Origin of the sequence: Nocardioides sp. (assembly GCF_036374615.1) — a bacterium.
GTDB lineage: Bacteria > Actinomycetota > Actinomycetes > Propionibacteriales > Nocardioidaceae > Nocardioides.
In genome coordinates this window covers 1-8662 of the sequence record NZ_DASUTK010000002.1, presented here as the reverse complement: position 1 = coordinate 8662, position 8662 = coordinate 1, and the positions used below count along the sequence as shown (strand labels likewise).

The 8662-nt window shown below is 70.7% G+C and carries 8 protein-coding genes; all 8 read right to left on the bottom strand.

The genetic code is table 11. The features are described 5' to 3' along the window. Positions 1-73 precede the first annotated feature (73 nt). Positions 74-2002, bottom strand: coding sequence for a dipeptide/oligopeptide/nickel ABC transporter permease/ATP-binding protein (locus VFZ39_RS00070; RefSeq protein WP_330863670.1), 1929 nt, complete (start codon positions 2000-2002; stop codon positions 74-76). A 1-nt stretch (position 2003) separates the two neighbouring features. After that, entirely contained in the window at positions 2004-2999 is a 996-nt protein-coding gene (locus tag VFZ39_RS00065; RefSeq protein ID WP_330863669.1) for an ABC transporter permease, read from the bottom strand. Then, on the bottom strand, positions 2999-4558 hold the full coding sequence (locus tag VFZ39_RS00060; RefSeq protein WP_330863668.1) for an ABC transporter substrate-binding protein: 1560 nt from the start codon (positions 4556-4558) through the stop codon (positions 2999-3001). The genes VFZ39_RS00065 and VFZ39_RS00060 overlap by 1 nt, the downstream gene beginning before the upstream one ends. 22 nt (positions 4559-4580) lie before the next feature. Then, a complete protein-coding gene (locus VFZ39_RS00055) occupies positions 4581-5969 on the bottom strand; it encodes a serine hydrolase domain-containing protein (protein WP_330863667.1) in 1389 nt (462 codons plus the stop codon). Between the two features lie 94 nt (positions 5970-6063). After that, a complete protein-coding gene (locus VFZ39_RS00050; RefSeq protein ID WP_330863666.1) occupies positions 6064-6312 on the bottom strand; it encodes a PspC domain-containing protein in 249 nt (82 codons plus the stop codon). A gap of 176 nt (positions 6313-6488) precedes the next feature. Continuing rightward, entirely contained in the window at positions 6489-7238 is a 750-nt protein-coding gene (locus VFZ39_RS00045) for a DUF4386 domain-containing protein (RefSeq protein ID WP_330863665.1), read from the bottom strand. A 23-nt stretch (positions 7239-7261) separates the two neighbouring features. After that, complete coding sequence (locus tag VFZ39_RS00040) at positions 7262-7501, bottom strand: hypothetical protein (protein WP_330863664.1); 240 nt, start codon at positions 7499-7501, stop codon at positions 7262-7264. Between the two features lie 39 nt (positions 7502-7540). Next, the coding region (locus tag VFZ39_RS00035) for a LuxR C-terminal-related transcriptional regulator (protein WP_330863663.1) at positions 7541-8662 on the bottom strand (1122 nt) is incomplete at its 5' end.

Genomic DNA, 8662 nt, shown 5'->3' with positions numbered 1-8662 from the left:
ACCGTGAGGCTGACCGTGTCGACCGCGGTGTGGTAGCCGTAGCGGACCGTGACGTCGTCGAAGCGCAGCTCACTCATCGTGCCTTCACGTCCTCCAGCTCGCGGTCCTCGATCTCGAGGGCGATCGGCTCACCGGCGTGCCAGCAGGCGACCCGGCGGCCGAGGCTGTCGCTCTCCAGTGGCGGGTCCTCCTCGCGACAGCGGGCGGACGCGAGCGGGCAGCGAGCGGCGTACGCACACCCGACCGGTACGTCGGCGGGGTCGACCGGCCGGCCGGGGATGACGGCGAGCGGCCGGTCGAGGTCGGTGTCCATGTCGGGCACGGCCGCGACCAGCGCCCGGGTGTAGGGGTGCCGGGCTCCGGTGGCGAGGTCGGCGGCGGGCAGGTCCTCGACGATGCGGCCGGCGTACATGACGAGCACCCGGTTACAGACCTCGGCCACGACCGTGACGTCGTGGCTGATCAGCACCAGCGCGACGCCGTCCTCCTCCCGGATCGCCTTGAGCAGGTCGAGCACCTGCTGCTGCACGGTGACGTCGAGCGCGGTGGTCGGCTCGTCCGCGACGATCAGCGCGGGCTCGCCCATCAGCCCCATGCCGACCATCGCCCGCTGGCGCATGCCGCCGGAGAACTCGTGCGGGTACTGGTGCGCCCGCTGCTCCGGCTGGTCGATCCGCACCGCGTCCAACCGGTCGACCGCGCGCGCGAGCGCCTCCTTGCGGTTCATGCCCTGGTGGTGCCGCGCGACCTCGGCGAGCTGGCCGCCGATCCGCTGGGTCGGGTTGAAGGACGTCATCGGGTCCTGGAACACCATCGCCAGCGAGGTGCCGAGCAGGTGGCGCTGCGCCTTGGTGTCCTCGGCAAGCAGGTCGGCACCGAGCAGCTCCAGCCGCTCGGCGTCCACCCGGCCGGGGTCGCCGACCAGCCGCGTGACCGCGAGCGCGGTGAGCGACTTGCCCGAGCCGGACTCGCCCACGACACCGACCGCCTCGCCGCGACGGACCGAGAAGGAGACGCCGCGCACCGGCCGGATCGGCCCGTCAGGTCCGGGGAAGGAGACCACGAGGTCGCGGACGTCGAGGACGGTGTCGGTCGGCGCACTGTCCGTGGCCGAGGTCTGGTGCGCGACGTCCGGGGCCTCGCCCCGGTCGGTAGCGGTCTCCGGGAGCGACTGCACGCCGATCGTCTGGACGCCGAGACCCTTGGCGACCGACTCGCCGAAGAGGTTGAACGCCAAGCCGGCCACCAGCACCGCCGCGCCAGGAGCGAGCGCCGCGGCCGGGTTCACGTAGATCGCCTGGATGCCGTCGTAGAGCAGCCGGCCCCAGTCGTAGGCGGGCTGCTGCACACCGAGTCCGAGGAAGGACAGCCCGGCGAACGACAGCAGCGCGCCACCGGCTCCGATCGTGGCGTTGACCACCAGCGGCTCGGAGATGTTCGGCAGGACGTGGCGCAGCAGGATGCGGACCCGGCCGACGCCGGCGACCTGCGCGGCCGCGACGTAGTCGCGCGCCGCGACGCTGGCGACGAGGGTCTGGGTGAGCCGGGCGAAGGCCGGGGCGCCGGCCAGGCCGATCGCGAGCACCGCCCCGGTGGCCCCGACCCCGAAGATCACCGCGAAGAACAGGGCGAGGAGCAGTCCCGGGAACGCCACCGCGATGTTGACGCCGGCGTTGACGACCCGACCCGCCCGGCGGCCCAGGAGGAACGACGCGGTGCCGATCAGCAGACCGACGACGACGGCGAGCGCGGTGGCGGAGAGGGCCAGCCGGACCGTGAGCCGGGTCGCCACCAGGACGCGGTAGAAGATGTCGCGGCCCAGGTTGTCGGTACCCGCCCAGTGCTCCGCGGACGGCGACGCGAGGATGTTCGAGGTGTCGACAGCGTTCGCTTCATCGGTCCAGAGGATCGGCGCGACCACCGCGAGCGCCAGCACCCCGACCGTGAACACGGTCGCGGTGAGGCCGAGCGGCGTGCGCAGCACGTTCCTCCAGCGCCCCACGTCAGCCCTCCCTGATCAGCGAGCGCGGGTCGAGCAGCGCGAGGGCGACGTCGACGGTGGTGTTCACCAGCAGCACGCCGGCGCCGTACACGAGCACGATCGCCTGCACGACCTGGTAGTCCTTGTTGAGGATCGAGGAGACGATCGTGCTGCCCAGCCCGGGCCAGGCGAACACGCTCTCGACGAGGACGGTGCCGGCGACCAGCGTCCCGAGGATCAGACCGCCGATGGTCAGCGAAGCGGTGAGCGCGTTGGGGAGGGCGTGGCGGAGGTAGATCGTCCGGGCGGGCAGCCGCTTGGCCCGCGCCGTGCGGACGAAGTCAGCCTCCAGCACCGCCACCATCTCGACCCGGATGATCCGCGCCAGGATCGCGGCCGGGCCGATGGCGAGGGCGAGGACCGGCAGGATGTAGGCGTCGGGGGTCTCGTTGCCGGCGACGGGCAGCCACCCGAGCTTGACGCCGAACACGTAGACCACGCCGACGCCCACCAGGAAGTCCGGGATGATGCCGAGAACCACGCTGGTGGAGGTGAACGCGAGCTCGGTACGCCGGCCGTGGCCGCGCCGCGTGAGCACGCCCATCGTCACCCCGACCGGCACCGAGACCAGCACCGCCGCCGCGAACGCCAGCAGCGCGAGGGCGAGCGTGGCGGGCAGCCGCTGCGCGACGATGTCCGTGACCGGAAGGTTGGAGACCATCGAGGTCCCCAGGTCACCGGTGACCAGGTCCTGCAGATAGTGCCAGTACTGCACCAGGATCGGGTCGTCGAGGCCCATCTCCAGCCGCTTGGAAGCCACCAGGTCGGGCGGCGCCGTCGGGCCGAGGGCCGCGCGTACCGCGTCCCCCGGGATGAGGTGGATCATCAGGAACGAGGCGGTGACGAGCACCCACAGCGAGATCAGCAGCCGGCCGAGGCGGCGTACGCCGAACCAGACCCACGGGTGGGGGCGCACCCCCACCCGCGGCGCCGGGGCGACCGAGCTCGCCACGGACATCAGCTGCTCGCCAGCATCCGGATGCTCGTCGGGATCAGCTGACCGGGGGTCTCGAACTCGGCGCCGTTGCCGAAGGTCTTCACCTGGTTGTTGGCGAAGGGCACGATGTCGGCCGCGGCGACCAGGGCCGACTCGGCCTCGAGCCAAGCGTCACAGCCCTCGACGCCGGGCAGCGCACTGGCCTCCTCGACACCCGCCGTGTAGTCGCTGTTGTCGATCCCGGAGAAGTTGGCGCCACCCTCGGCCGCACCCGGACCGGACAGGAACGGCACGAGCTGGTCGGGGCTGTTGACGTTCAGCGGGACCCAGGCGATGTCCCAGTCACCGGTGCCGAAGATGGCACCCTGAAGCGCGGTCTCGTCGACGCCCTTCGCCTTCACCGTGGCGCCGGCGGCCTCCCACTGCTGGACGGCGAGCTCGGCGGCAGCCGCGACGGCGCTACCGGCGGCGCTCGAGTAGAGGAAGGTCAGCTCGGGCAGGTCGGAGAGCACGGCCGTGGCCGCCTCCACGTCCTGGGCCGGGAGCGAACCCGAGACGGAGTCGCCCGGGCAGGAGGCCGGCTCGATGACCGCGAGCGTGGTGGCCGGCGTACCGGCCTCCGCGGTCGACACCGACGCGAGCTCCGCGAGGTCGAGCGCCTGGGTCAGCGCCATCCGGACCTCGGGGTCGCTGGTCGCGTGGCCGTCGTTGTGGTTGTACCACTGCTCGCCCACAAGAGCCGGGGTCTCCGTGGCGAACAGGTCCTGGGCCTCGAGCCGCTCGACGTCGGGGCCGGTGATCTGGGCGGCGTTCACCTCGCCGGACACCAGCAGGTTGGCGGCCGTGCCCTCGTTCTCCACGATCTTCATGACCACGGTGTCGGGCATGCCCTCCTCATCTGTCGTGGCGCCGTCCGGGCCCCAGGTGTAGCCGTCCCGGATCTGGTACGTGTAGTGGTCACCCGGGACCGCCTCGGTCAGCTCGTACGGCCCGGTGCCCGCCGTCGAGTCGGCGAGGGACTTGCGGTCCTGCAGCCCGGCGTCGCAGACCATCGAGAGGCTGGCGAGGCCGTTGAGCACGAACGGCGCGGGCTGGGCAAGCGTGATCGTCACGGTGCCCGCCTCGTCGTCGGCCTCAGCGGTCGCGCCGGCGGGCAGGAAGGTGCCGAGGAACGGGCTCTTGTTCTTCGGGTCCGCGATGTAGGCGATGTTCTCGGCGACGGTGCTCGCAGTGAAGTCGCTGCCGTCGGAGCAGGTGATCCCCTCGTTCAGGGTGAGGGTGACCGCCTTGCCGTCCACAGTCCACTCACTGGCCAGCTGCGACTGGATCTCACCGGACCCTTCGTCGACCGAGAGCAAGTTGTCGTAGCCGAGCTGGCTGACGGTGAAGAGCTGCGTGCCCGCCGAGGAGTGCGGATCGAGGTTCCCCGGGTCCCCCCTGAGGGCCATGGTGAAAGTGCCGCCGTCGGCGTACTTGCTCTCACCCCCGTCCCCCTCGGAGCCGGAGTTGTCGCCGTTGCCACCGCACGCTGCGAGCAGGGCGGTGGTGGCGCAGATGGCGAGTGCTGCCTTCAGCTTCATGAGCGGTTCCTGTTCTGGAGGTTCAGGCGCCGGCACGCCGGACGGCGCGACCGATGTGGAGGTAGAGGGCGTGGCCGGCGCCGTCGTCGCCGACGAACGCGTGTGGGATGTGCATGCCGTGCTGCGGCTCGAGGTTGATCAGGCTGTCGCCGCGGAAGTGGACCAGCTCATGGCGCTCTGGCTGCTCACCGAGCTCCTCGAAGAGACCCTTCGGGGTCTGCTCGAGCCAGATCCGGCCGTCGTCGTCCTGGCTCACGGCGAGGTCGGCGACCTGCGAGCTGTAGGTGCCGACGTACCGGCTCGCGTCGATCGTCTCCGGCGAGGCCGGGGGCGTCGGGAGCGGCGGCAGCTCGGTGTCGGTCAGCTCGGCGATCACGCGGCCGGTGATGTCGTGGTAGAGCGAGATCGCGTCGCCACCGTTGACGAGCAGCGCGACCGCGACGCCGGCCTCGGGGACCATGCGCAGGAAGGCGTTCTGGCCGATCGTGCTGCCGTCGTGCCCGATGATCTCGCCGTCCTTCGCGTCGAACCGCTCGAAGCCGAGGCCCCAGGAGTCGCCCATGACGCCGAGGTAGGGCAGGTCCACCTCGCGGGCGTGCATCCGGGCGGTGGTGCCGGGGGCGAGCACCTGCGTGCCGTCGGGGGCCTTGCCGTCCTCGAGGTGCATCCGCGCGAAGGTCAGCAGGTCGCGGGCGCTCATCGCGAGCATCGCGCCGGCGGGGGCGTTGGAGCGGGCGAGCGCCCAGACGGGCGCAGGTTGGAAGCCGGTGCCGGGCTCGAGCTCGATGTGGCCCATCGCGGCGCGGAACATGATCGCCTCGTAGGGACTGGTGGCGGCGTGGGTGAGACCGAGCGGGGCGAAGAGGTGCTCGCGCAGGCACGCGTCGTACGTCTTCTCGCGCAGCACCTCGATCAGCCGGCCGAGAACGCAGTAGCCCGCGTTGTTGTACGAGAACTGCTCGCCAGGCGGGAACAGCTGCGGGACCTCGTGGAGCACGCCCAGGTACTTCTCGATGCAGTCGTCGCCCGGGCCGGTGTCGGTGAAGATGTCGCCCTCGAAGCCGGCGGTGTGGTTGAGGAGCATCCGCGTCGTGATCCGGGCGGCGGCCTCCTGGTCGCCGATCGTGAACTCGGGGAGGTAGGTGCGCACCGGGACGTCGAGGTCGACCTTGCCCTCGTCGACCAGCTGCATCACCAGCGTGCTCGTCCAGAGCTTGGTGATCGAGCCGATCTGGAAGACCGAGTCGGGCGTGGCCTCCACCCCGGTCGCCTTGTTGAGGACGCCGGCGGCCTCTTCGACGACCTCACCGTCGGCGAGTACGGCGACCGCCGCGGCCGGGACGTTGTACTTCTCGATCAGCGTGGGGAGCTCGTTGGAGATCCAGGCCTTCACCTCGGGCAGGGTGGTCATGCCTCACACGGTAGGAACGCTCTCCGTGGCTGTGTTCGTCCGCACGGACGAGAAACCGTGGGCTGACTCGTCCGATCGGACATGTAGCCGCGGATCAGGCTTCCGGCAGGATCAGCCACGCGGCGACGTACACGAACACCAGGACGCCGAAGCCGAGGACGGTACCGAGGACGGTCAGCAACCGGACAACGTTCGCGTCGACGCCGACGTACTCGGCGACTCCGCCGCACACGCCGCCGAGGTACTTGTCGTCGCTGCTGCGGGTGAGGCGCTTCGCGGGTTCAGGGGCCTGGGCGGTCGGGTCGGTGGTCTGGTAGGTGGTCTGCTCAGGTGAAGAAGTCATGCTCCCATCGTCGAGCAGTCCGGGCCTCCAGCCCATCGGGCACCGCCCTGACGCCGCCCCTATCGCACCCTGACCCGTGCCCCGACTGGGCAGAGCTGGTAACGCCCGACGAACTCGCAGTCTGCTGCCATCCAGTGGCAGCAGACTGCGAGCCAGGCATGATCAAGGGTCGAGCGTCAGCGTGCCTCGACCATGCCGGCAGTGACGGGCGAAGGCTTGAAGCCCTTCACGATCAGGTAGATCCCGAAGCTCAGCTCCCAGAAGAACTCGGGAACGACGGCCAGGGTGTGCAGTGCGGAGCCGGCGTCGATGACGCCGAGCATCACAGCGGTGCCGGAGAGGACGATCAACGAGCCGCCGACGAGGCCGAGCACTGCCATGCGGCGGGGGACCAGGCCGGAGCGGTACATCAGGTAGCCGAGGATCAGGCCGTTGCCGACGCCGACGACGAAGCCGGGGCCGAGCAGGAAGGTCCACTCCTGGAGGGCGACCAGGGCGTGGCCGACGGTGGCGAGGCCGGCGCTGTCCGCGTCGGCAACTCCTGCGAAGTCCTGGCGCATGGTCACGATCGTGAGAACGCTGAGAACCCCGACGGCGATGAAGACGCTTTCCATGACCCGAGCCGTCACGAAACCGAGGGCGAGGCCGTGGTGCTGACGCTTCAGGATGGGGTAGAGGAAGACGGCGGTGCCGATGTTGGCGATGATCAGGATCATCTCCGCGAATGCTCCCCATAAGACGCGGGTGTCGGAGCCGGCGCCGTCGACGTACTCGGCGTCCTCGAACAGAGGCGGGTAGAAGCCGAACTTCGCCGCGATGGATGTGACATAGGTGATGAGGAAGAGCACGCCAACGGCCAGCGCCGTCTTCCTCAGGGAGTCCATGGGGACTCGTGCGGGCGTGGTGGGTGCTGCGGTCGTGGTCATGCTGGTGTCCTTTCCTGGATGTGTCAGCGGGGTTCGACCTGGGTGACCGAGATCAGCGGCAGCCCGAGGTCGCGGAGCCGGGTGAGCAGGCCGTGGAGTGCTGCCTGGTCGGCGACATGGCCGTACAGCACGGTCGTGCCGTCCGTGCCCGACGTGAGAGTCATGTCGTCGAACCAGGTCGACCACCGCGGCTCGAGCCGCCCCCGGAGGGAGATCTCGTACCAGCCGGATCCGTCCGGTTGGTCGGTGGCACGGGTGGTCATGCCCCGCAAGCTAGGAGCGGATGTGATGAACCGTCGTCATCACCTGTGATGAGTGGACTGACGATTTCCTCGGGAGAAGAGGTTGAGCTGGTGGGCGCTGCGGACCGCCGCCCGGCGGCTGTTCACGCCGAGCTTCGCGTAGATGTGCTGGGTGTGCGTGCGCACCGTGCTCAGCGACACCCCGAGCTCGCGCGCGATGGCGGGCCCGTCGAGGTCCGAGCCGAGATAGCGCAGTACGTCGAGCTCGCGGCTGCTCAGCGGGTCGACCAGGTCCTGCGCGGCAGGCGCCGGAGCGGCTGAGTCATCGAGCGGGTCCAAGACGTACCCCTCGGGCTCTGCCAGCCGCACGGCGCGGTCCCACGACGCCAGAGCCTGCTCCCGGCGTCCAGAGGCCTCGCGAGCCTGCGCCTGCAGGACCAACAGCTCGATCACGACACCGGTACGGCCGCCGGCCTCGGCCGCGGCGAGCAGCCGGTCGATCAGGTCCGCCGCCTCGGCCAGGGCGGTCGTGCTCTTCGACGCGGCGTGATCGGCGAGCAGCACCCGCGCCAGGGTGACGTGCTCGTACTCGCGGTCGTACGACAGCTCGTCTCGCGGCGTGAGCCCTCGGCTGCGTGCCCATGCCCGGCCCGCGGCCACGTCGCCCCTTGCAGCCATCACCCTCGTCCGGGTGGCGGCCACCGGAGCCACCTCGGGGTTGAAGTCAGCGACGTAGACCTCCTCGGCCTCCTGGAGCAGGCCGATCGCCGCTGCCGGATCGCCCTCCGCCTGCCGCAGCAGCGCCATCGCCACCCGCCACCGGTACGGGTTCTGCGGCAGGCCACCCGCCTCCCCCAGCTGGTCGGCCTCGCGCAGGTACGCGGCCGCGCCCGCCAAGTCGCCGCGCTCCAGAGCCACCCGGCTCAGCCCGACGTACATGTCGGCGGCTCCGCGCGGCGGGGCGGAGTCGGCGGCGGCCAGGTCGAGCGCGCGCTGGTAGGTGCGCTGCGCCTCACGCAGCTTGCCCTGGGTGAGCTCGATGTCGCCGAGCGTGATGGAGCAGCCCAGGACGTCGGCAACGTGGCCCTCGCGCTGGAGACTCTCGACGGCAGTGCTGTAGGCGTGGTGCGCCGCGTCGAGATCGCCTCGAGTCAGGGACGCGAGCCCCAGCAGCGCGGAGGC